Source organism: Streptomyces sp. AN091965, assembly GCF_022698285.1.
Lineage (GTDB): Bacteria > Actinomycetota > Actinomycetes > Streptomycetales > Streptomycetaceae > Streptomyces.
The window spans coordinates 6,023,210-6,044,240 of the sequence record NZ_JALDMY010000001.1; the positions used below are offsets into that span (position 1 = coordinate 6,023,210).

The following is a 21,031-nucleotide window of genomic DNA, read 5'->3' on the forward strand; positions in this document are numbered from 1 at the left end:
CTCGGCATGCCCATCGCCGGTTCCGGCCCCTTCGTAGCCCAACTCCCAGCGCCCCAGGAGTGATCCATGCCCACCGTAGCCCCCGCCCCGGCCTGGTCATATGTTCTCCACCTCCCGCACGACCCCAGAGCCCCACGCGTCGCCCGCATGACCCTCCGCGCAGCCCTCGCCGCGCACGGACCCGTCGAACTCAGCGACGCCGCCGAGCTGTTGACCTCCGAGCTCGTCACCAATGCCTACCGGCACACGTCCGGGCCCGCCGCCCTCCGCGTACGCGGGCTGGACGGCTCGCGCCATGGGGTCCGGGTGGGCGTGTGGGACACCGACCCGCGCATCCCGCCCCCGTTCGACGCGACCCCCGCGCACCGCCCGCCCCTCCGTCCCGCCCCGCCGGGCGCAGACCACGGCCGTGGTCTGCATCTCGTCCGGCTGTGCGCCGACGCGTGGGGCGGCTTCCCGCTCGGTGACGACCTGTTCGGCCGGGGTGGCAAGCTGCTCTGGTTCGAGGTGGTGGCCCCGGGGCTGGCCTTGGAGGTCGTGGCGTGACGGCGGCGGACGCGCACACCCGTGCCCGGGCGGGCGCCAAGCAGGGCTGCGCCGCCCTCTCGGAATGATCTATTCCGCAAACTCCAAGGCGGCGGTCGAGCCTGTCCCGGCACGGGACACGCCCACGCCCGACCGCCCACACGTTCGAGCGCGCCTCGACACTCGCAGGATCGCCCAAACGCGGTGAAGTCCGTAGTATCCGACCTAGGGATGACGACCCACCCCAAAGGTGGAGGCCTCTGACCTGCGGTGATCCCTCTGTGTGTGCGGAACGTAACCTACCTTCATACCCGCCGTACCAGCCGCGCATGCGCTCGGGGGCCAGTGAACTTACCTCAATCTGGCTGAACTTTTGTTGATCGAGGCTTAGTTGACGGGTGCAGCGCCTTACCCTTCACAGGGTGAACCAATTGATGTCCCGCGCGTCCACGGACGCGCCCGAAGGAGCCGAATCCGCGCCGCCCGGAAATCTGCCCGGCGCGCTGCCAGCAGCGCTGCGCGCCGAACTCATCGCCTTCCGGCGTGACTTGCACATGCATCCGGAGCTCGGCAACCAGGAGTTCCGCACGACCGCGGCGATCAAGACGCGCCTGGAGAAAGCCGGGCTCGCGCCCCGCGTGCTCCCGGTCGGGACCGGGCTCGTCTGCGACGTCGGGGGCACCCCGGACACCGCTGGACGCCCCGTGCTCGCGCTGCGTGCGGACATCGACGCCCTGCCCATTCCGGACACCAAGACCAGCGCCACGTACCGCTCCACCGTCCCGGACCGTGCCCACGCCTGTGGCCACGACGTCCACACCACCGTCGTCCTCGGCGCCGGGCTCGTCCTCGCCGAGCTGGCCCGCGAAGGCCGGTTGCCGCACCCGGTGCGGCTGATCTTCCAGCCCGCCGAGGAGGTGCTCCCCGGCGGCGCCACGGACGCCGTCGCCTGCGGCGCGCTCGACGGGGTCGGCCGCATCATCGCCGTGCACTGCGACCCCCGCGTCGACGCGGGCCGCATCGGCCTGCGCCAGGGCCCGATCACCTCCGCCTGCGACCGCATCGAGGTCGCCCTGGACGGGCCCGGCGGCCACACCGCCCGGCCGCATCTGACGACCGACCTGGTCACGGCCGCCGCCAAGGTCGTCAGCGAGGTCCCGGCCCTGGTGAGCCGGCGCATGGACGCCCGCTCGGGCGTCTCCGTGACCTGGGGCCGCATCGACGCGGGCCACGCGTGCAACGTGATCCCGCAGCACGCCGAACTGTCGGGGACCATCCGCTGCCTCGACCTGAACGCGTGGCGGCAGGCCCCCGACATCGTGCACGCCGCCGTCCAGGAGATCGCCGACCTGCACCGCGCCAAGTCCGCGATCAACTATGTGCGCGGGGTGCCGCCCGTCGTCAACGACGCCGTCGTCACGGACCTGTTGAGGGACGCGATGGCCGCGCGGCGCGGCGCCGACGCGGTCGAGGACACCGAGCAGAGCCTCGGCGGCGAGGACTTCTCCTGGTACCTGGAGCACGTCCCGGGCGCCATGGCGCGACTCGGCGTCCGTACGCCCGGCGAACGCGGCGTACGCGACCTGCACCAGGGCGACTTCGACGCCGACGAGCACGCCATCACCGTGGGCGTCGAGCTCTTCACCGCAGCCGCGCTCCTCGACGCGGCCGACCGCACGGCCTGAGGCCCCGCCGGTCCACAGGACGTTCCCGTACGCACCACGGCCGCACCGCCAGAAGCCACCCGGCCGGGATCCCGTGAAGCGTCGCCGTCGGCACCCACAAGGCGCCACGGCCCGCCCCCGGGATCCACTCCGCGGTCACCCCGCCGTGAACTCCGCGCTCACCCGGCCGTGAACTCTGCGCTCATCCCGCCGTGAACTCTGCGGTCATTCCGCCACGAGCCCCGCGGCCATGCCGCGATGAACCCCGCGGCCGTCCCAGCCATGAACCCCGCGGCCATCCCGCCAGGGACCCCGCGGCCACCCCGCGCCGAACCCCGTGGCCACCCCGCCAGGGACCCCGCGGCCATCCCGCCAGAGACACCGCGGCCACCCCGCGCCGAACCCCGCGGCCACCCCGCGCCGAACTCCGTGGCCACCCCGCCAGGGACACCGCGGACATCCCGTGCCGAACCCCCCCGGCCATCCCGCCAGGGACCCCGCGGCCACCCCGCCACGAATCGATAACGGCCCCCGCCGAAACCGTTTCCCTCCCTTTCTACGCGCGTTAGTGTGCGCCGGAATCCGCGCCGTTCCAGGTGCGTCGGGGAACGTTCGGAACGTAAGGGGTACGTCCTATGCGTCGACGTCGTCAGATTCGCACCACTCGTCAAGGAAGCATTTCCCGCGCGGCCGTGGCGGTCGCGGCCCTCGCCCTCGTGGCCACCGCCTGTGGCGAGACCAGCAGCGACGCCGCCAAGGACGACGACGGCGGCGGCAAGAAGAGCGGCGCGTACCAGGGGAAGGGCATCGGACTCGCGTACGACATCGGCGGGCAGGGCGACCAGTCCTTCAACGACGCGGCCCACAGCGGCTACGCGCGGGCCCGCAAGGACTTCAAGATCGGCGGTGTCGACATGGAGCCCGGTGACGGCGAGTCCAGCGCCGACAAGACCCAGCGCATCGAACAGCTCGCCCGCCAGGGGTACGACCCGGTGGTCGGCGTCGGCTTCATCTACGCGCCCGCCATCCAGGACGTCGCGAAGAAGTACCCGGACACGACTTTCGGGATCATCGACGACAACACCGTGGAGGCCGACAACGTCGCCGATCTCGTCTTCCACGAAGAGCAGGGCTCTTATCTCGCGGGAGTCGCCGCCGCGAAGACGACCAATGCCGGACACGTCGGATTCATCGGCGGCGTCGACATTCCGATCATTCACAAATTCGAAGCCGGGTTCGTCCAGGGCGTGAAGTCGGTCGATCCGAAGATCAAAATCGAGCGGCGCTATCTGACCGAGAAACCGGAGGAGGGCGGGTTCGCCAGCCCCGACAAGGGCCAGGACGCCGCGAGCGGTCAGCTCGAAGCGGGCGCGGACGTGCTCTACCACGCGGCCGGGCTCTCCGGGCAGGGCGTGATCCAGGAGGCCGGGTCGCAGAAGAAGTGGGCGATCGGCGTCGACTCCGACCAGTACCGGCAGAAGGCCCTCGCCAAGAACAAGAGGTACATCCTCGGTTCGGCCTTCAAGGACGTGGGCGGAGCGGTGTACGACCTGACGAAGTCGGTCGTCCGCGGCAAGCCGATGACCGGCACGCAGCGGTACGACCTGAAGTCGGGGCGCGTGGGCTTCTCCGACTCCAACCCCGAGTACCGGCGGATGAAGGACGTCGTGGCCGCGGTCGAGCAGGCGAAGAAGGACATCATCAGCGGCAAGGTCAAGGTCAAGATCAAGCCATAGGGCCACGAGGGGCGAGCGCGAGGACGTCCAGCCCGTCCGGCGTTTGAGGACGAGGCCGAAGGCCGATCGCCCCGAGGTGGAGGGGCCCGCGCGCGGAGCCGGTTCGAGGCCAGGGGCCGGCCTCCGTGGGGAGGTTCACGTCGTACGTATAACTCCCGCACCGCCCCGCCCCGCGGGCGTCAACAAGTCGTACGTATAACCCGTTGCGCCCCGGCGGATCCGGCCCGCCGGGGCCGCGTCGACCAGGTGTCACCTGGCCGACGCCCGGCGGCCACAGCTCGATAACGGACCGGACAGAAGGGTTCTTATGTCAGGTCTACGCGCGTTACGCTGCGGCGAAATCGCGCCGGGTGAGGCGCGCCTCACGTACGTCCTCGCGTACGCCTCCGTACGTATCCGCAGCGTGTGCACGCGCAGCAGCGCACCTCCGCACGCGTGGCGGCCGTACCCGCGTGCACGTCAGGTCGTTGTCAAAAGGAGTTCGTCCCTATGCGCCGGGTGTCCCGACTCGCGCTCGCGTCCGCCGCGACCGCTGCCTTCGCCGTCACCGTCTCCGCCTGTGGCGGCACCTCAAGCGACGCCGCCAAGAGCGAGGACGGCGGCAAGAAGAAGGGCGTCGCGATCGCGTACGACGTCGGCGGCGCGGGCGACCAGTCCTTCAACGACGCCGCCACGGCGGGCATGGACAAGGCCGCCGCGGACTTCAAGATCGGCAAGAAGGCCGTCGAGCCGAACGACGGCGAGTCCGACGCCGACAAGATCCAGCGCCTCACCGAGCTGGCCAAGCAGGGCTACAACCCGGTCATCGGCGTCGGCTTCGCCTACGCGCCCGCCGTCAAGGAGGTCGCGGCCAAGCACCCGGACGTCACCTTCGGCATCGTCGACGACGCCACCATCAACGCCAAGAACGTCGCGGACCTGGTCTTCACCGAGGAGCAGTCCTCGTACCTGGCCGGCGTCGCCGCCGCCAAGGCCACCAAGTCCAAGACCGTCGGCTTCGTCGGCGGCGTGGACAACCCGCTGATCCGCAAGTTCGAGGCGGGCTTCGTCCAGGGCGTCCAGGCCACCGACAAGTCGGTCAAGGTCAAGCGCCAGTTCCTCACGGACAAGCCCGAGGACGGCGGCTTCTCCAGCCCGGACAAGGGCAAGGAGGCGGCCAGCGGCCAGATCGAGGGCGGCGCCGACGTGGTCTACCACGCCGCGGGACTCTCCGGCCAGGGCGTGATCGAGGCCGCCGCCGCCAAGAAGGTCTGGGCGATCGGCGTCGACTCCGACCAGTACAAGCAGAAGGCCCTCGACAAGTACAAGAAGTACATCCTGACGTCGGCCACCAAGGACGTCTCCGGCGCGGTGTACAACCTGGTGAAGTCGGTTCAGGATGACAAGGCCGAGGGCGGCGTCGTGCGCGCCGACCTCAAGTCCGGCGGCGTCGGCCTCGCCGACTCCAACCCGGAGTTCATGAAGATGAAGGACCTGCAGGCCGCCCTGAAGAAGGCCGAGCAGGGCATCGGCAGCGGCAAGATCAAGGTCAAGACGAAGCTGTAACGAGCGGCATCACGGCCGCGGAACGGGGTGTGGGCACCGAGGACCGAACGGTCCGCTCGCGCCCCGTTCGCGCGGCCAGCCTCAACCACCGCACAGCGCGCCGCAGTTGGCGGGACGCGGTGACGTCTGAGGCGTGAAGCAGGGGCACACCGCGTGCGCGGCGCAGGCCCCTTTCCTTTAAGTCCCCGAGGAGAGTGCGCCATCGACGCGTCCACCACCCCTCCGTCCACCGCCACCACGTGCGCGGTGGAACTCACCGGCATCACCAAGCGGTTCCCCGGTGTCGTGGCCAACCACGACATCCATCTGAGCGTCCGCAAGGGCACCGTCCACGCCCTCGTCGGCGAGAACGGCGCCGGCAAGTCGACCCTGATGAAGATCCTCTACGGCATGCAGAAGCCGGACGAGGGCACCATCGCCGTCGACGGCGAGCAGGTCGCCTTCGCCAGCCCGGCCGACGCCATCGCGCGCGGCATCGGCATGGTGCACCAGCACTTCATGCTCGCCGACCAGCTCACCGTCCTGGAGAACATCGTCCTCGGCAGCGAGAAGCTGTACGGCATCGGCGCCGGGGCCCGCCGCAAGGTCCTGGAGATATCCGAGCGCTACGGCCTCGGCGTGCGCCCGGACGCCCACGTCGAGGACCTCGGCGTCGCCGACCGGCAGCGGGTGGAGATCCTCAAGGTCCTGTACCGGGGCGCCACCACGCTCATCCTCGACGAGCCGACCGCCGTGCTCGTGCCGCAGGAGGTCGACGCGCTCTTCGACAACCTGCGCGAGCTCAAGTCCGAGGGCCTGTCCGTCATCTTCATCTCGCACAAGCTGGGCGAGGTGCTCTCCGTGGCGGACGACATCACCGTCATCCGGCGCGGCACGACCGTGGGCACGGCCGTGCCGTCGAAGACCACCCCGCGCCAGCTCGCCGAGCTGATGGTGGGCAGCGAGCTGCCGACGCCGGAGACCGCCGAGTCGACGGTCACCGACCGGCCGATGCTGGAGGTCGACCAGCTCAAGCTGCTCGCGGCCGACTCGGACCGGGCGCTCCTCGACGACATCTCCTTCACCATCCACGAGGGCGAGGTCCTCGGCATCGCCGGTGTCGAGGGCAACGGCCAGACCGAGCTGATCGACGCCCTCATCGGCCTCAAGCACGCCGACTCCGGGTCCGTCCGGCTCGCCGGTGAGGACATCACCGCCTGGGCGACGCGCAAGCGCCGCGAGGAGGGCGTCGGCTACATCCCCGAGGACCGCCACCGCCACGGGCTCCTCCTGGAGTCCCCGCTGTGGGAGAACCGCATCCTCGGCCATGTGACGGAGAAGCCCAACACCCGCGGCAAGGGCGGCTTCCTGCTGGACATCAAGGGCGCCCAGGCCGACACCCGTCGCATCGTCGAGGAGTACGACGTCCGTACGCCCGGCATCGACGTGACCGCGGCCTCGCTGTCCGGCGGCAACCAGCAGAAGCTGATCGTCGGCCGCGAGATGAGCCACAAGCCGCGCTTCCTCATCGCCGCGCACCCCACCCGCGGCGTGGACGTCGGCGCGCAGGCGCAGATCTGGGACCAGATCCGCGAGGCCCGCCGCGAGGGCCTCGCCGTGCTGCTCATCTCCGCCGACCTGGACGAGCTGATCGGCCTGTCCGACACGCTGCGGGTGATCTACCGCGGTCGGCTCGTCGCGGACGCCGACCCGGCCACGGTCACCCCGGAGGAGCTGGGTTCGGCCATGACGGGCGCGGCCTCCGGTCACCTGGAGCACGTGGAGGAACCCGAGAACACCACGTCCGCCGCGGCAGCGGAGGACGTCACGGAAGACGCCGGTCCGGAGGACGAGGCCCGATGAAGAAGTTCGACAAGGAGCGCCTGCTCCTCGCCCTCGCCGGGCCGGTCATCGCGCTCGTCGCGGCCATGGTGCTGACCTCGGTCGTCCTGGTCGCCTCGGGCAAGAGCCCGATCGAGCCGTACAGCCTGATGTTCGAGCAGGCGACCTACTCGGACATCCAGGTCCTGATCGTCAACCAGGCCGGGATGTACTACCTGGCCGCGCTCGCGGTGGCCGTCGGCTTCCGCATGAACCTGTTCAACATCGGCGTGGACGGCCAGTACCGCCTCGCCGCGATGGTCACCGCGGTCGTCGGCGCGCACGTCTCGCTGCCGTCCGGCCTCCAGATCCCGCTCCTGATCCTGGTGGCGATGCTCACCGGCGCCTTCTGGGCGGGCATCGCGGGCATCCTCAAGACCACCCGGGGCGTCAGCGAGGTCGTCGCGACGATCATGCTCAACGCGATCGCGACGAGCGTCATCGGCTACCTCACCCTTGAGGAGAACTTCGGCGTCCCGGTCGGCAACAACCAGACCACCGGCGTCATGCACTCCTCCGGCTGGTTCCCCGGCATCGACATGGGCTCCTCCGGCGAGATCTACGGCTTCGTGGTCGTCGCCGTGCTCGCGGGCGTCCTGTACTGGCTCGTCCTCAACCGCACCCGCTTCGGCTTCGACCTGCGCGCCACCGGCGCCTCCGAGTCGGCCGCCGCCGCCTCCGGCGTCAACGCCAAGCGCATGGTGCTCACCGCCATGCTGATCTCCGGCGCGGTCGCGGGTCTCGCGGGCATGCCGATCCTCCTCGGCGACGTGCACACCTACAGCCTGAGCTTCCCCACCGGACTCGGCTTCACCGGCATCACCATCGCGCTGCTCGGCCGCAACAACCCGGTCGGCATCGCCTTCGCCGCGCTGCTCATCTCGTTCCTCGACAAGGCGTCCCCGGCCCTTGACTACAAGGGGTACGACAAGGAGATCGCGGTCATCATGCAGGGCCTGATCGTGATCGCCGTCGTGGTCTCGTACGAGGCCGTGCGCCGCTGGGGGCTGCGCCGCCAGCAGCAGCGCGTCGGTGAGGAACTCGCCGCGGCCGCTCGCGCAGCAAGCACCAACGACTCCGTGAAGGAGGTGGCCGCGCGATGAGCACCGCCACCGTCACCAAGGCCGCGCCCGCGAAGACCGCGCCGGGCCGCCGCCGGATCTCGCTCCCCGTCCTGCTCCTGATCATCGCGGGCGTGCTCGTCCTGACCTCGGTCGTGCGGCTGGTCACGGACGCCCACGGCATCACCTCCACCGGGCAGATGTCCGGCGCCCTGCGCCTGGCGGTGCCGATCGGACTCGCGGGCCTCGGCGGCCTGTGGGCCGAGCGCGCGGGCGTGGTCAACATCGGCCTCGAAGGCATGCTGATCCTCGGCACCTGGTTCGGCGCCTGGGCGGGCTACCAGTGGGGCCCGTGGGTCGGCATCGTCTTCGGCATCCTCGGCGGGGCGATCGGCGGTCTGCTGCACGCGATCGTCACGGTCACGTTCAACGTCAACCACATCGTGTCCGGCGTGGCGATCAACATCCTCGCCCTCGGCACCACCCGCTATCTGTCGACGTACGCCTTCGAGGGCACGGACGGCGGCACGTCCAAGCAGTCGCCGGGTGTGGACTCGCTCGGCAAGTTCTCCGTGCCGGGCCTCTCGGACTGGCTGGTGGACCTCAACCAGAAGCACTGGTTCCTGGTCTCCGACCTCGCGGGCCTGCTCGGCGGGCTGCTCACCGACGTCTCGCCGCTGACGCTCATCGCCGTCGCGATGGTGCCGCTGAGCTGGTTCGTCCTGTGGCGCACGTCCTTCGGCCTGCGCCTGCGCTCCTGCGGTGAGAACCCGGTCGCCGCGGAGTCCCTCGGCGTCAACGTCTACAAGTACAAGTACCTGGCGGTCGTGATCTCCGGCGGCCTCGCCGGGCTCGGCGGCGCCTTCCTGTCCCTGGTGGCCTCGAACATCTACCTGGAGGGCCAGACCGGCGGCCGCGGCTACATCGGCCTCGCCGCGATGATCTTCGGCAACTGGATGCCGGGCGGACTCGCCATCGGCGCGGGCCTGTTCGGTTACACCGACAGCCTGAAGCTGCGGGGCGGCGGCACGAATGTCCACGCCCTGCTGCTCCTGATCGCCATCCTTCTGGTCATCGGTGCGATCTACCTGGTGTGGCGCAAGCGCTACGTCCCCGCGGCGATCACCGCGGTGATCTCGGCGCTGATGTTCGCCTGGTACGGCCTCACCGACGAGGTGCCGAACCAGGTCGTGACGGCCACGCCGTACGTCGTGACGCTGCTGGTCCTGTCGCTGTCGGCCCAACGCCTGCGGATGCCGAAGGCGAACGGCCTGCCGTACCGGAAGGGACAAGGGAAGTGACCACCGCTGCCGACTGGGAGGCCCTGCGGGACGCCGCGCGCGCGGCCATGTCCCGCGCCTACGCGCCCTACTCGGGCTTCCCCGTCGGCGCGGCGGCCCTGGCCGACGACGGCCGCACGGTCACCGGCTGCAACGTGGAGAACGCCTCGTACGGACTCGGCCTGTGCGCCGAGTGCGGCCTGATCTCCCAGCTCCAGCTCACGGGCGGCGGCCGCCTCACCCACTTCACCTGCGTGGACGGCAAGGGCGACATCCTCATGCCCTGCGGCCGCTGCCGCCAGCTCCTGTACGAGTTCGGCGGTCCCGGGCTGCTGATCGAGACGGCCTCGGGCGTCCGCAGCCTCGCCGAGATGCTGCCGGACGCGTTCGGCCCCGAGAACCTCGACTGAGCAAGGCCCCCGCCGACGGCGGGGGCCTTCTTCAACACCCCTTCTCTATGCGCGTAGAGTCCCGTCTACGCACGACTGTCACTGCCGGAAGGAATGCCATGGACGTCATCTCCGTCATCCGTACGAAGCGGGACCGGGGCGAGCTGAGCGACGAGCAGATCGACTGGGTCATCGACGCGTACACGCGCGGTGCCGTCGCCGACGAGCAGATGTCGGCCCTGGCCATGGCCATCCTGCTCAACGGCATGAACCGCGCCGAGATCGCCCGCTGGACGGCCGCGATGATCGCGTCCGGCGAGCGCATGGACTTCTCCTCGCTGTCCCGCCCCACCGCCGACAAGCACTCCACCGGCGGCGTCGGCGACAAGATCACGCTGCCGCTCGCCCCGCTGGTCGCCGCGTGCGGCGCGGCCGTGCCGCAGCTGTCCGGGCGCGGCCTCGGCCACACCGGCGGCACCCTGGACAAGCTGGAGGCGATCCCCGGCTGGCGCGCCCTGCTCTCCAACGAGGAGATGCTGAACGTCCTCGACGGCGTGGGCTCGGTGATCTGTGCGGCGGGCGACGGCCTGGCCCCCGCCGACAAGAAGCTGTACGCGCTCCGCGACGTGACGGGCACGGTCGAGGCGATCCCGCTGATCGCCTCCTCCATCATGTCGAAGAAGATCGCGGAGGGGACGGGCTCGCTCGTCCTGGACGTGAAGGTCGGCACCGGCGCGTTCATGAAGACGATCGAGGACGCCCGGGAACTGGCCTCCACGATGGTCGGCCTGGGCACCGACCACGGCGTCCGCACGGTGGCCCTCCTCACGGACATGTCCACGCCGCTCGGCCTCACGGCGGGCAACGCGCTCGAAGTCCGCGAGTCCGTCGAGGTCCTCGCGGGCGGCGGCCCGGCCGACGTGGTGGAGCTGACCCTCGCGCTCGCCCGCGAGATGCTCGACGCGGCGGGCCTGCCGGACGCCGACCCGGCGAAGGCCCTCGCCGACGGCTCCGCGATGGACGTCTGGCGCCGCATGATCGCCGCGCAGGGCGGCGACCCCGACGCGCAGCTGCCGGTGGCGCGCGAGACCCACGTCGTGACCGCGCCGTCCTCCGGTGTGCTCACCCGCCTCGACGCGTACGACGTCGGCGTCGCGGCCTGGCGTCTCGGCGCGGGCCGGGCCCGCAAGGAGGACCCGGTGCAGGCCGGGGCCGGCGTCGAACTCCACGCCAAGCCGGGCACCACGGTCACCGCGGGCCAGCCCCTCCTCACCCTCCACACGGACACCCCCGAGCGCTTCGCCTACGCCCTCGAATCCCTGGAGGGCGCGTACGACATCGCCCCCGAGGGCACGACGTTCTCGGCGAAGCCGATCGTCCTGGAACGCGTGGGCTGACCCCACGCGGGGAGCCCCATCCGTACGGAGGGTCCGGGGCGGAGCCCCGGTTTCGGGAAGGGGCGGGGTGGGGGAGAACGGCGCACCGATGAGTTCACCCCACCCCGCCGGTCCCTCCTACGTGGCAACCTCTGCGAACCTCATCGTCATCACCGGCCCCGTCCGCCAGGGCGACGTACCGGCCCTGTGCGCCGAGTTGCACCACCGCGCGGGGAACGGGCACACCGAAGTGGTCTGTGACCTGCGCGGCGTCACCACCGCCGACCTGGCAACCGTCGACGCCGTGGCCCGGCTGCGCCTGGCCGCCCGCAGGGCGGGCGTGGGGCTGCGTCTGCGCGGCCCCACCCCGGCCCTGTGGGCGCTGCTGCGCCTCGTCGGCCTCGCGGAGCTATGCGTCGAGGTGGAGCGGGACCCCGAACAGCGGGAACCACCGCTCGGTGTCGAGGAAGCAGTGGAATCCGGCGACCCGGCCCGCTGAGAGCTCGATGACCTGGATCGCCCAGGGCATGAACCCGCCGTTGTCCGGGTCGGGCTTGTACTGCGCGAACGCGGGCGTGCCGTTCGCCTCCACCGGGACGAGCCGGGAGCCCGCGCACGCCGCGCCCATCGTCGACATGAAGCCGGTGATGTCCTGCGGCCCGCGCAGCCACAGGTCGAACGGCGGCATCGTCATGACGGCGTCCTCGTGGAGCAGGGCGGTGAGCGCCGCCATGTCGTACCCCTCGAAGGCCTTCACGTAGCGGTCGAGGAGCTTGCGCTGCTCGTCGTCCAGCGGGTCGGACGTCGCGGTGTCGTCGGCGGGGCGCTCGGCGAGGGTCGCGCGGGCCCGCTGCAACGCGCTGTTCACGGAGGCGACCGTCGTGCCGAGCAGCTCGGCGACCTCGCTGGCCTTCCAGGCGAGGACCTCGCGCAGGATGAGCACCGCCCGCTGCTTGGCGGGCAGTTGCTGGAGCGCCGCGACGAAGGCGAGCCGCACGGACTCCTTGGCGACGGCCGCTTCCTCGGGGCCGCTGACGGCGGGCAGGACGCGCGCGTCCGGTATCGGCTCCAGCCAGACGTTGTCCGCGCGGGGGTTGAGGGCGGCCTGGGCCAGGGGTGTGGAGGCGGTCAGGTCCATGGGGCGGGCGCGGCGGTTGCCCGCGTTCAGCATGTCCAGGCAGACGTTCGTCGCGATGCGGTACAGCCAGGAGCGGAGGCTGGAGCGGCCCTCGAACTTCTCATAGCTGCGCCAGGCGCGGACCATCGTGTCCTGCACGGCGTCCTCGGCCTCGAAGGCCGAGCCCAGCATGCGGTAGCAGTACCCCGTGAGCTCGACGCGGTGCTTCTCCAGGCTCGCGTCCAGCTCGGTGGTCGCTCCAACGGTCCGGCTCATCCCAACCCACCCCTGTGCCTCTGCCTCGCCGACGCGGACGCCCCAGCACACCGGAAGCTACCGCAGCCCACTGACAACGGCCTCCGGAGCGGCGGAAACGGCAGCTCACGGGGGTTGTTTGCGCTATGGGCGCGCGCCCGCGCGACCATCCCGCGCGACCTCCCCGACCTCCCCGGGCCCCCGCGCGACCTCCCCGGGCTCCCCGGGCTCCCTCGGCGAACGGGCCCCCAAGGCGCCGTCAGCAGGCGCGCGCCACCGGGGTCACACGCCGGGCCGCCCGCGTCCCGAACAGCGTGATCCCCACGACGCCGACCACCGCGAGCACGCCGAGCGCCACGGTCCCGCCCCAGCCGCCGGAGTGGAAGGCGACCGCGCCGAGCGTGCCGCCCGCGCTGCTGCCCACGTAGTACGCGGACTGGTAGAGCGCGGAGGCCTGCGCGCGGCCCCGCGTGGCCGTGTGGCTCACCGACGAGGACGCCACGGCGTGGCCCGCGAAGAAGCCCGCCGTGATCAGGACCAGGCCGAGCAGCACGACGAGGACGTCGGAGGACAGGGAGAGCAGCAGGCCCGCGGCCGTCGTGCTCGCGGCCAGGTACAGCGCGCCGCGCCGCCCGAGCCGCATCACCAGCTTCCCGGCCGCGGCCGAGGAGGCCGTACCCACCAGATAGACGAGGAAGATCGAGCCGATGACGCCCTGCGGCAGCGAGAACGGGGCCTCGGTGAGGCGGTAGCCGATCACCGTGTAGACCGCGCCGAACACCGTCATGAACAGCGCGCCGATCGCGTACAGGCGGCGCAGCAGCGGGTTCGACAGATGCGAACGCACCGTGCGGCCCAGGGACTTCGGGCTGAGCGTGCCCGGCGTGAAGTGGCGCGGCGCGGGCAGCAGCGCGCGGAAGGCGAGCGCGCACAGGACGGCGACGGCACCGACCACGGCAAGCGCCCAGCGCCAGCCCCAGGCCTGCGCGACCCAGCCGGTGACGATGCGGCCGCTCATGCCGCCGATGGAGTTGCCCGCCACGAACATGCCGATCGCGGCGACCAGGGCCTTGGGCCGCACCTCCTCGGCGAGGTAGGCCATCGCGGAGGCGGGCAGTCCGGCGAGCGCCGCGCCCTGCACCGCGCGCAGCGCGATCAGCGCGCCCACCGAGGGGGCGAGCGGCACCAGCAGACCGACCACGACGGCGACGGCGAGCGACGCCGTCATCAGGGTGCGGCGGCCGTACCGCTCCGACAGGGCGCTCAGCGGCAGGACGAACAGGGCGAGCGCGCCGGTCGCGGCGGACACCGTCCAGCTCGCGGTGGACGCGCTCACGCCCAGGTCGGCGGAGATCAGGGGGAGCAGCGCCTGCGTGGAGTACAGCAGGGCGAAGGTGGCGACGCCCGCGAGGAAGAGCGCGAAGCTCATGCGGCGGTAGCCGGGGCCTCCGGGTGCCATGCGGGAGTCGCGCGCGGGGGTGGGTTCGGGAGCGGGGGACGACGGGGGAAGGGCGACCGCGTGGGTGGCGGACGCCCCGCTACTGGCAGGAGGCATGTCACGAACGTAGGACGCGCCGCTTCATGCGTCCAATGCATGGAACGGCCATAATCCATCCCATGCAGCATCAGCACAGGTCACAGGCGCGGCTGTCGCAGAACAGTGACACACAGGACACGGATCACATCGTGCGGCTGCTCGCCCCGCGCCTGGCGTACTTCGCCGGGGTCGCGCGCACCGAGCACGTCACGCGCGCGGCCCAGGAGCTCCAGGTGCCGCAGTCCACCCTGTCGCGCGCGCTCGTCCGGCTCGAACGGGACCTGGGCGTCGACCTGTTCGCACGGCACGGGCGCACGGTGTCGCTGACCCCCGCGGGCCGCACCTTCCTCGGCTCGGTCGAGCGCGCGCTCGCCGAGGTCGGCCGGGCCGCCGAGTCCGTGCGCGCCGACGCGGACCCGGCCTCGGGCAAGGTCGCCTTCGGCTTTCTGCACACGATGGGCTCCGAGACGGTGCCCGGACTCATCCGGGCCTTCCGGGCCGACCACCCGCGCGTGCGGTTCAGCCTCGTGCAGAACTACGGCGAGGCCATGCTGGAGCGGCTGCGCGCCGGGGAGCTCGACCTCTGTCTGACCTCGCCGGTGCCCGACGCGCCCGACCTGGTGGCCCGCCGCCTGGACGAGCAGCGCCTGCGGCTCGTCGTGCCGGACGACCACCGGCTCGCCGGGCGCAAGCGGGTGCGCCTCGCGGAGGCCGCCGACGAGGCCTTCGTGACCCTGGAGCCGGGGTACGGCCTGCGGCGGATCACCGACGCGCTCTGTGCCGAGGCCGGGTTCAGGCCCCGGATCGCCTTCGAGGGGGAGGAGGCCGAGACCCTGCGCGGCCTGGTGGCCGCCGGGCTCGGCGTGGCGCTGCTCCCGCCGCCCGCCGTGGCCCGGCCCGGCGTGGTGGAGCTGACCGTCACCGGGCAGCGTGCGGTCCGCGAGGTCGGCGTGGCGTGGCTGGACGGGCACCCGGACACCGCGCCGGTGGCGGCGTTCAAGCGGTTCCTGCTCAGCAGGCGGGGTCAGTTGCTGCCCCGCTGACACGGCCGCGCACGACCTTCCGGCGGAATTCCCCGATCGCCCGGATATGAACAGGACTTGCCAGTAGGACGAGTTGCACATGCTGCAACCAAATATGGTTTCACTGGCAGTTCGGACAGTTTTATCGATCGAGGTGTTGCGTCACACCAGTAACGCTGGTCTAGGCTCTGATCGATCATCGTTCGATGGGTCTTCAACTTCCTGTGTGGCCATGCCCGTTGGGGGAGTGTGGCCAGGTGCGAGACAAGTGAGGCATACATGGCAAAGAACGACAGATCCCTGGGTCGTAGATCCCTCCTGACCGGTGCCGCCGCCGTCGCCGGTGGAGCAGCCGTCAGCTCGGCCCTGCCCGCGACCGCCCAGGCGGCCCCGCGCACGGCCGCGGCCGCCGCGGCCGCCGACGCCACCTCCGCGACGTCCGACTACATCACCGTCAGCCCCAGCGACCCGCGCTTCCCCGACCTGGTGCGCGGAACCAACCAGCGCTGGGTCGCCAAGCCCGACTACGTCCGCCTCGTCACCACCACCGCCCAGGCGGTGCGGGCCGTGCAGGACGCCGTCACCGCCGGCAAGCGGCTGACCGTCCGCAGCGGCGGTCACTGCTACGAGGACTTCGTCTTCAACAAGGACGTCCAGGTCGTCATCGACATGTCGGGGATGACCCAGGTCTACTACGACAGCGCCAAGAACGCCTTCGCCGTCGAGGGCGGTGCCTCCAACCTCCAGATCTACGAGACGCTCTACAAGCTGTACGGCGTCACGCTCCCGGCCGGCTCCTGTGCCTCCGTCGGCGCGGGCGGCCACATATCCGGCGGCGGCTACGGCCTGCTCTCCCGGCTGCACGGCCTGACCGTCGACCACCTCTACGGCGTCGAGGTCGTCACGGTGGACAAGAACGGCACCGCCAAGGCCGTCGTCGCGACCCGCGACTCCACCGACGCCAACCTCAAGGACCTCTGGTGGGCCCACACCGGCGGTGGCGGCGGCAACTTCGGCCTGATCACCCGCTACTGGCTGCGCTCGCCCGGCGCCACCGGCACCGACCCGACCAAGCTCCTGCCGAAGCCCCCGTCCGAGGTCTTCGTGCACGCCACGGCCGTCAAGTGGGCGGACCTGACCGAGGCGTCCTTCACCCGGCTGATCCAGAACTGGGGCGCCTGGCACGAGCAGAACTCCGCGCCGGACTCCAAGTACAACTCGCTGTTCGGCCTCCTGAAGCTGAACCAGAAGGCCGGCGCCAACTCCGAGATCGCCCTGCTCACGCAGATGGACGCCACGGTCCCCGACGCCCAGGCCCTCCTGGACGACTACCTGACCGCGGTCTTCGCCGGTGTGGGCGCGACCCGCAGGGCCATGACCCAGCGGGCGGGCGAGCACGCGGCCATGCCGCAGTTCGCCAAGCCGCGCACGCTGCCCTGGTACATCGCGACCGACTACCTCAGCGGCGGCAACCCGACGCTGTACGGCAAGTACAAGTCGGCGTACGCCCGCAAGGGCTTCTCCACCACCCAGATCAAGGCGATGTACAAGCACCTGACGCGCACCGACTACAGCAACGGTGACGCGCTGGTCCAGATCGACTCGTACGGCGGCCGCATCAACGCCGTCAAGGCCGGTGACACCGCCGTGCCGCAGCGCGACTCGGTGCTCAAGCTCCAGTACCAGACGTACTGGACGAACCCGGCCGACGAGGCCAAGCACGTCGCCTGGATCCGCGAGTTCTACAAGGACGTGTACGCCGAGACCGGCGGCGTCCCGGTGCCCGGCGACATCAACGACGGCTGCTACGTCAACTACCCCGACAAGGACCTCGGCGACGCCGCCTGGAACACCTCGTCGACCGCGTGGAACAGCCTGTACTACAAGGACAACTACGCCCGCCTGCAGAAGGCGAAGGCCGCCTGGGACCCGAAGGACATCTTCCGCCACGCCCAGTCGATCCGCCTGCCGTAAGGCAGTGACGCACTAGGCCACAGGCCGTCCCCGCGCCCCGATAGGGGCGCGGGGAACTGCGCGACAAGCCACGACGCACCCGCAGGCAGCGACAGGGCGCTCAGCCCCGCATCGCCCTCCCGAAGCCGGAGGCGAGCGGCATCCGTAACCCGATGGGCGGCGGAGCCGCGAACGCGTCCTCCAAGGGCCGAGCGAAGGCGGCCCCGTACAGCGACCCCTGGACGAAGTTCACCGCGAGGGCCGCCACCTCGTCACGGTGCTGCCTGAGCCGGTGCCCGTCCGAGTGGACCTCGAACCGGCACACGTCCCGGTTCGCCTTCTTCGCCCGCTCCGCGAGCCGGAACGACAGCTCCGGATCGGTCCGCTCGTCGTTCGTCCCGTGCACGATGAGCACCTGCCGCTCCGCCAGCTGCTTCACCGGTTCGGGCGGCGCGGCCACGTCGTCCTCGGGCAGCCACGGGGCGAGCGCGAGCACCGACTGCACGGCGCTGTGACCGGCCGCGCGCAGCGCCGCACGGCCGCCCATGTCGACCCCGGCGAGACACACCGGCACGTCCCCGTAGCGGCGCACCACCTCGTCGGCCGCCCACTCGGCGTCCCGGGCGAGCTGCGCCTCCGCGCCGTTCCAGCCGCCCACGCGGTAGTGCACGACGTGGGCCGCGAGCCCGTCGGCGCGCCCGGCGCGGGCGAGCCGCCGCCCGAGGGACCGCACCGCCGACGCGGCGAGGAACGACGGCTTGCGGGCCGACGTCGCGTGGCCGCCCGGCAGGAGCAGCACCACCGCGCTCACCGTCGAGGGCCGCGCGGCGATCACCCGCCCGAGCCCGGCCGTACGCGCCGGTCGCGATGTCGCTTGCTGAGCCATGCCAGAACAGTGTCAGAAGTCCGTGTGGATGCCACCCGTCCGCCTGGTCACTGTTACGTATCGACCAGTGAGTTCTACGCGCGTAGGAGTTAGAGTGCGGAAATGACGAGCCAGATCAGGAAGATCACTGAAGGAAGCGGTCACACGGGCCGTGGCACCGCCCCGGGAGTCCCGGGCTCCGAACAGATCCGCCGCGCGCCCAAGGTCCTGCTCCACGACCACCTCGACGGCGGACTGCGCCCCGGCACCATCGTCGACCTCGCCCGCGACTGCGGCTACGAAGGCCTCCCCGAGACCGACCCCGACAAGCTCGGCGTCTGGTTCCGCGAGGCCGCCGACTCCGGCTCCCTGGAGCGGTACCTGGAGACGTTCGCGCACACCTGCGCCGTGATGCAGACCAAGGACGCCCTCAAGCGCGTCGCCGCCGAGTGCGCCGAGGACCTCGCCGAGGACGGCGTCGTCTACGCCGAGATCCGCTACGCCCCCGAGCAGCACCTGGAGGCCGGACTCACCCTCGAAGAGGTCGTCGAGGCCGTCAACGAGGGCTTCCGCGAGGGCGAGCGCCGCGCCAGGGCCCATGGCCACCGCATCCGGGTGGGCGCCCTGCTCACCGCGATGCGGCACGCCGCCCGCGCCCTGGAGATCGCCGAGCTCGCCAACCGCTACCGCGACTCGGGCGTCGTCGGCTTCGACATCGCGGGCGCGGAGGCGGGCTTCCCTCCCACCCGCCACCTCGACGCCTTCGAGTACCTCAAGCGCGAGAACAACCACTTCACCATCCACGCGGGTGAGGCCTTCGGCCTGCCTTCCATCTGGCAGGCCCTCCAGTGGTGCGGCGCCGACCGCCTCGGCCACGGCGTGCGCATCATCGACGACATCAAGGTCGCCGACGACGGCACCGTGCAACTCGGCCGCCTCGCCTCCTACGTGCGCGACAAGCGCATCCCGCTGGAGCTGTGCCCGAGCTCCAACCTCCAGACCGGCGCCGCCAGTTCGTACGCCGAGCACCCGATCGGCCTGCTGCGCCGGCTGCACTTCCGGGCGACCGTCAACACCGACAACCGCCTGATGTCCGGCACCAGCATGAGCCGCGAGTTCGAGCACCTGGTCGGCACCTTCGGCTACACGCTCGACGACATGCAGTGGTTCACCGTCAATGCCATGAAGTCGGCGTTCATTCCTTTCGATGAACGCCTCGCGATGATCAATGACGTCATCAAGCCCGGCTATGCCGAGCTCAAGTCCGAATGGCTGTTCCGCCAGACCGCCTCCACCAGCGGATCCGTCGACAACTAAGCGGATTTTGTACGTCAATGAAGCGGCCGGGAGTACCCACTCCCGGCCGCTTTCGGCTGTTTGCGGCCCCAGCTTGAGGGTGTTTAACGTCGGGCACCGCTCAACGCCCCCGTAGCAAGGACGCATTCACGATGAAGCAGTCTGCCGTCAAGACCCTCGGTGTCGCCGCGCTCGGTGCCGCCTTCGCCGCCGTCGGCGCGGGCGCCGCGAACGCGGCCCCGGCCACCGTCCCCGACCCCTCCACCGCCCTGGAGACCGTCACCTCGACGCTGCCGCTCGACCAGGCCGCGAGCACGCTGCCCGCCGGTGCGCCCGAGTCCCTCGCCGCCGGGCAGAGCGCTCTCGCGAGCGGCCTCGACGCCACCAAGCCCGCCGTCGAGCACTTCCTCCCCGCCCTGTCCACGCAGACCCTGGAGAGCGCCGCGAGCGCCGCCACCGAGCCGGCCGACGACCAGGGCGAGGACGGCAGCCGGGCCGCCGCGCCGAAGCCCGGCGACCCCGTGGGCCAGCTCCTCGGCGGGCTGCCCACCGGCGAGATGCAGACCCAGGGGCTGCCGACGCAGGGCCTGGGCCTGCCGCTCTGACGGCCGCCGCACACGACTGACGGGGCGCACCCTCGGGGTGCGCCCCGTCGTCGTACGCCTACGGGGATCACCAGGCGGTCTTGGGCTTGCCGCCCTCCTTCGGCAGGAGGATCCACAGCGCGATGTAGAGCAGGAACTGGGGGCCGGGCAGCAGACAGGACAGCACGAAGATCACGCGCATCGTGGTCGCCGACGTGCCGAAGCGGCGGGCGAGGGCAGCGCACACTCCGCCGATCATGCGGCCGTCGGAGGGGCGGGCAAGGGCGGTCATGGTGGCTCCTTCATGGACCGTGGCCGGGTCGTCGGTCGGGCCCCGCTCTCCGGAGGCCCCGATGACTCCACGGTAGGAGCGCCCGGGGGACGCGGCGTCGGGCTACGGAGCGATTCCGACCCTGGGAATCTTCGGGGTCGCCCCCTGAGGGGCCTCCTCCCGCGCCCGGCGCGCCCGGGGGCGTGCGCCGCGGCGGCGCAGCCGGGCCCGGGCCGCGGGCACCACGGCGAGATGGGCGAGCGCCACGCCCACGGTGTTCAGAAGCAGCGAGTCCACGTCCACGACCTGCCCCGGCACCCCGGTCTGCAGCAGTTCGATGCCGAGGGAGAGCAGGGCGCCCGCCGCGACCGTCCGGGCGAGGGAGGCCAGCGGCGACACGTCCAGGCGGCCGCCCGCCAGCGGCAGCAGCACCCCCAGCGGGGCGAGCAGCAGCAGCGCGCCGCCGATCTGCCGGACGGCCTGCTCGGGGCCGCGCTCCAGGTCCGCCTTGATGCCGGCCAGCGGCTCCAGGTTCGCCGCGCTCACCCAGGGCACGTCCAGCGGCCGCAGCGTGATCCACGCGACGACCAGGAGGTGCGCGACGAGGAGGACCCCTCCCGCCGCGCGCAAGCGAATGGCGGCACCGCGCCCGCCCGAGCCTTGACGCACGCTCCCCAAGACGCGCCGGGCGGCGG

Annotated in this window: 19 protein-coding genes; 14 read left to right on the plus strand and 5 right to left on the minus strand. The window is 71.4% G+C overall.

Features of this window, described 5'->3' with window-relative positions; genetic code table 11:
• Positions 1-66: 66 nt before the first annotated feature.
• The 10 genes from MQV74_RS25720 (at position 67) to MQV74_RS25765 (ending at position 11,935) form a co-directional block, all read left to right on the plus strand.
• Positions 67-546: an ATP-binding protein gene (locus MQV74_RS25720; RefSeq protein WP_242721659.1), complete on the plus strand. Its 480-nt coding sequence runs from the start codon at positions 67-69 to the stop codon at positions 544-546.
• Between the two features lie 413 nt (positions 547-959).
• Positions 960-2,210 carry an amidohydrolase gene (locus tag MQV74_RS25725; protein ID WP_242729136.1) on the plus strand — a complete coding sequence of 417 codons (1,251 nt, stop codon included), beginning with the start codon at positions 960-962 and terminating at the stop codon, positions 2,208-2,210.
• Between the two features lie 614 nt (positions 2,211-2,824).
• Complete coding sequence (locus tag MQV74_RS25730; RefSeq protein ID WP_242721662.1) at positions 2,825-3,925, plus strand: BMP family lipoprotein; 1,101 nt, start codon at positions 2,825-2,827, stop codon at positions 3,923-3,925.
• A gap of 489 nt (positions 3,926-4,414) precedes the next feature.
• Positions 4,415-5,470 (plus strand): BMP family lipoprotein, encoded by a 1,056-nt coding sequence (locus tag MQV74_RS25735; RefSeq protein ID WP_242721665.1) that lies wholly within the window; start codon positions 4,415-4,417, stop codon positions 5,468-5,470.
• 201 nt (positions 5,471-5,671) lie between these two features.
• Positions 5,672-7,312, plus strand: a complete 1,641-nt coding sequence (locus tag MQV74_RS25740) for an ABC transporter ATP-binding protein (protein WP_242729138.1) — start codon at positions 5,672-5,674, stop codon at positions 7,310-7,312.
• Complete coding sequence (locus MQV74_RS25745; protein ID WP_242721668.1) at positions 7,309-8,433, plus strand: ABC transporter permease; 1,125 nt, start codon at positions 7,309-7,311, stop codon at positions 8,431-8,433. The genes MQV74_RS25740 and MQV74_RS25745 overlap by 4 nt, the downstream gene beginning before the upstream one ends.
• Entirely contained in the window at positions 8,430-9,692 is a 1,263-nt protein-coding gene (locus MQV74_RS25750) for an ABC transporter permease (protein ID WP_242721671.1), read from the plus strand. The genes MQV74_RS25745 and MQV74_RS25750 overlap by 4 nt, the downstream gene beginning before the upstream one ends.
• Positions 9,689-10,081 (plus strand): cytidine deaminase, encoded by a 393-nt coding sequence (locus tag MQV74_RS25755; protein ID WP_308402317.1) that lies wholly within the window; start codon positions 9,689-9,691, stop codon positions 10,079-10,081. Before MQV74_RS25750 ends, MQV74_RS25755 begins: the two co-directional genes overlap by 4 nt.
• A 98-nt stretch (positions 10,082-10,179) precedes the next feature.
• Entirely contained in the window at positions 10,180-11,457 is a 1,278-nt protein-coding gene (locus MQV74_RS25760; protein ID WP_242721674.1) for a thymidine phosphorylase, read from the plus strand.
• Positions 11,458-11,578: 121 nt separating this feature from the next.
• Positions 11,579-11,935, plus strand: coding sequence for an STAS domain-containing protein (locus tag MQV74_RS25765; RefSeq protein WP_242721677.1), 357 nt, complete (start codon positions 11,579-11,581; stop codon positions 11,933-11,935).
• Here the strand turns inward: MQV74_RS25765 and MQV74_RS25770 are convergent.
• Entirely contained in the window at positions 11,846-12,829 is a 984-nt protein-coding gene (locus MQV74_RS25770) for a sigma-70 family RNA polymerase sigma factor (RefSeq protein WP_242721680.1), read from the minus strand. The two genes, MQV74_RS25765 and MQV74_RS25770, sit on opposite strands and share 90 nt — an antisense overlap.
• Positions 12,830-13,067: 238 nt before the next feature.
• Entirely contained in the window at positions 13,068-14,363 is a 1,296-nt protein-coding gene (locus tag MQV74_RS25775) for an MFS transporter (RefSeq protein WP_242721683.1), read from the minus strand.
• 62 nt (positions 14,364-14,425) lie between these two features.
• On the opposite strand from MQV74_RS25775, the gene MQV74_RS25780 reads away from it, so the two are divergent.
• Both MQV74_RS25780 and MQV74_RS25785 read left to right on the plus strand, forming a co-directional pair.
• On the plus strand, positions 14,426-15,388 hold the full coding sequence (locus MQV74_RS25780; protein WP_242721686.1) for a LysR family transcriptional regulator: 963 nt from the start codon (positions 14,426-14,428) through the stop codon (positions 15,386-15,388).
• Positions 15,389-15,646: 258 nt separating this feature from the next.
• Positions 15,647-17,341, plus strand: coding sequence for an FAD-binding oxidoreductase (locus tag MQV74_RS25785; RefSeq protein ID WP_242721689.1), 1,695 nt, complete (start codon positions 15,647-15,649; stop codon positions 17,339-17,341).
• Between the two features lie 100 nt (positions 17,342-17,441).
• Here the strand turns inward: MQV74_RS25785 and MQV74_RS25790 are convergent, their stop codons facing one another.
• Entirely contained in the window at positions 17,442-18,206 is a 765-nt protein-coding gene (locus MQV74_RS25790; RefSeq protein ID WP_242721692.1) for an alpha/beta hydrolase, read from the minus strand.
• Positions 18,207-18,308: 102 nt separating this feature from the next.
• On the opposite strand from MQV74_RS25790, the gene MQV74_RS25795 reads away from it, so the two are divergent.
• Positions 18,309-19,502 (plus strand): adenosine deaminase, encoded by a 1,194-nt coding sequence (locus MQV74_RS25795; protein WP_242721695.1) that lies wholly within the window; start codon positions 18,309-18,311, stop codon positions 19,500-19,502.
• A gap of 131 nt (positions 19,503-19,633) precedes the next feature.
• The gene (locus MQV74_RS25800; RefSeq protein WP_242721712.1) at positions 19,634-20,086 is read left to right on the plus strand and encodes an ATP-binding protein; all 453 of its coding nucleotides are present in this window, start codon (positions 19,634-19,636) and stop codon (positions 20,084-20,086) included.
• 67 nt (positions 20,087-20,153) lie between these two features.
• Here MQV74_RS25800 and MQV74_RS25805 read toward each other — a convergent pair whose 3' ends face one another.
• Positions 20,154-20,357, minus strand: a complete 204-nt coding sequence (locus MQV74_RS25805; RefSeq protein ID WP_242721715.1) for a PspC domain-containing protein — start codon at positions 20,355-20,357, stop codon at positions 20,154-20,156.
• A 102-nt stretch (positions 20,358-20,459) separates the two neighbouring features.
• Positions 20,460-20,966, minus strand: coding sequence for a VanZ family protein (locus MQV74_RS25810; RefSeq protein WP_374120686.1), 507 nt, complete (start codon positions 20,964-20,966; stop codon positions 20,460-20,462).
• Positions 20,967-21,031 lie beyond the last annotated feature (65 nt).